The 2377-nt window shown below is 57.9% G+C and carries 3 protein-coding genes; all 3 read right to left on the minus strand.

All coding sequences use genetic code 11. The features are described 5' to 3' along the window. Positions 1–33 precede the first annotated feature (33 nt). A complete protein-coding gene (locus I5W_RS33840) occupies positions 34–162 on the minus strand; it encodes a hypothetical protein (RefSeq protein WP_256380765.1) in 129 nt (42 codons plus the stop codon). Then, on the minus strand, positions 134–1390 hold the full coding sequence (locus I5W_RS08385; RefSeq protein WP_083893497.1) for a methyl-accepting chemotaxis protein: 1257 nt from the start codon (positions 1388–1390) through the stop codon (positions 134–136). Before I5W_RS08385 ends, I5W_RS33840 begins: the two co-directional genes overlap by 29 nt. Beyond that, on the minus strand, positions 1391–2377 hold a 987-nt coding region (locus I5W_RS08390; protein WP_044528883.1), incomplete at its 5' end, for a CoA transferase.

A 2377-nucleotide genomic window follows, 5' to 3' on the forward strand; every position in this document is an offset into this window, starting at 1 on the left:
CAGCCAGCGTGGCCTGGGCCGTCTGGGCGATCTTCAGTCATTTTGCGACGCGTTGAGGGCAGATTGCAAGCGCTCGTTTTCAGCGGTGAGCTTCTTGACCTGCTCGCTCAACTGCTCGATCTGCTCGCTGGCATCACCGGCATCGCCCTGCAGGCCCGGCAAATTGTTGCGGCCGAGCTGAGCTTCGTACTTCACTGGCCACGACTGCGAATCCTCGTCCTTGCTCGCCTGCACGGGCCGCTTCTACTGCGGCGTTCAGTGCAAGGATATTGGTTTGAAATGCAATACCGTCGATCACGCCGATGATGTCCATGATCTTTTGGGATGCGCCGTTGATCGCCTCCATGGTACTGACCACTTGCGAAACGATGTCGCCGCCCGTCATGGCAACGCTGGATGCCGAGAGCGCAAGGTCGTTGGCTAAATGGGCGTTCTCCGCACTTTGCCGTACTACGCTCGTAATCTCTTCCATCGATGCAGCCGTTTGCTCCAGCGAACTGGCTTGTGCTTCCGTGCGGGCGGAAAGATCCATATTGCCCGTGGCTATCTCGCTTGCCGCCACATGGACTGAACCGGCGCCTTTGCGCACCGCAGAAATGGTGCCGACCAGGCCGTCTTGCATATGCGCCAATGCCTTATAGAGTTTGCCGATTTCGCTCTTGCCGGTTCTGTGGATGCGCAGGCTCAGATCACCCTGTGCCACTTTCCCCAACAGCTCTGCCGCCTCCTCTAATGGCTTGAGCACGACTTTCTTCAATCCGATGTGAGCGACAAACACCAGTACCAAGGCCAGCCCGAGACCGGCGATGACCAGTATCTTGATCCGCTTGTATTCTCGTTCCCCCTCTGCGGCCAGTTTTTCGGTCAATACCTTGGATTGCTCCTGGAATTTTTCTAGTCTGACCGAGAAAGCTGTTCCGTCAGCGGTCACCCGGCCATCGTTGTGGGTAGTGAACGCACCGGTATCTCCTTGCCTGAGCGAGTCGAAAGCAAGTTGAATCGACCCTGCCAGGGCATTGGCAGAGGCTTGTAGATCCTGCCTCAAGGCGGCATCTTGCCCGGGTAGAACAGGCGCATTTGCAAACGCCTGCGATTGTTGGCGATAGCGATCAAAGAATGGCTGTCCTCGGGCCAGAATCTTGTCCCGCGATACGGTGTCATTCTTTTCTTTCAGCGCAGCATATGCCGCCAGCAACACCACGCGAATGCGCATGGCGTTTTTATAGGCATCATTGATCAGCACGGTTTGCGCAGACATCCTGTTCAGGCTTTGTTGCGCATCATTGGCTCGCCCAAGAGAAAAAAGACCGGCTGCAGCACCAATGACCAACATCGCTGCAAACGACAGAAGCACGGCCGTCAAACTTGTACGTACTGTGATGTCCCTCATTTATGCAAAGACCTTTTTTTCGGCCAATTCTGCGAGTTTCTGGTCACTCAGTTTCAGGACTTGCTTCAGCGTTTGCTCAGTGTCTTTCCCCAAGATAGGGGCCTGGCAAACCGCCGGTGTCACACTGCCGGAGAATGACAACGGTCCCCTCGGCGCCAGCAGACGCCCTATTCCGTCTTGTTCGATTTCGCTGAAGATCGGATTGGCTAGCGAACAGCGCGGATCTTCTTCGACCAGTTGCCGGAAATCCTGATACGGCCCCCACAGAACACCGCTGCCTTCCAGCGTAGCCTTGACCTGTTCCAGGGTACGCGCCGCAAACCACGGCGCCAGCACGGCGCAGATAGCGTCACGCGCATGAAACAAACCGCCTTCCGTATCGAGATCCACGTCCATGAGCGCACCGATCATGGACAATTTTTCGGTGAGCCCGGTGGCGCGTCCGATAGCGCGCCATTGCCGGCTGGAGATGGCAGTCAGCATGACCCGACGATCATCGGCCGTCTTGAAGTCGCGGCCGAATGCGCCATAGAGATGATTGCCGATAGGCTCGCGTGAAGCGCCATTGATCATCACATCGCCGATGTAGCCCAGATTACCCACCGTGGCGAGCATCACGTCGGACAAGGCCAGCGTGATCTCCTGCCCGCCTCCCTCAAGACGGCGAGCCCGTTCTGCAGCCACGATGCCCAATGCAAGATACAGCCCGGCGCTGACGTCCCAGGCCGGCAAGACGTGATTGACCGGCGTCGGCGAATCGCCTGTGGCGATGGGAAAACCGCTGGCGCAGTTGACCGTATAGTCGACCGCAGCCGAGCCATCATGGTTGCCGGTCAGCCGCATCATGATCAGATCGGGACGGTGCGCCGACAACTGCGCGTAGCTCATCCAGCCCTTGGGTGGAAGATTGGTCAGAACGATGCCGCCGTTGGGCGCAGGGTCGCAAATGATGTCCCTGGCCAATGCCTGCCTTCGGGGGTGTCGGCG

Source organism: Herbaspirillum sp. B65, assembly GCF_000333555.1.
GTDB lineage: Bacteria > Pseudomonadota > Gammaproteobacteria > Burkholderiales > Burkholderiaceae_D > Herbaspirillum > Herbaspirillum rubrisubalbicans.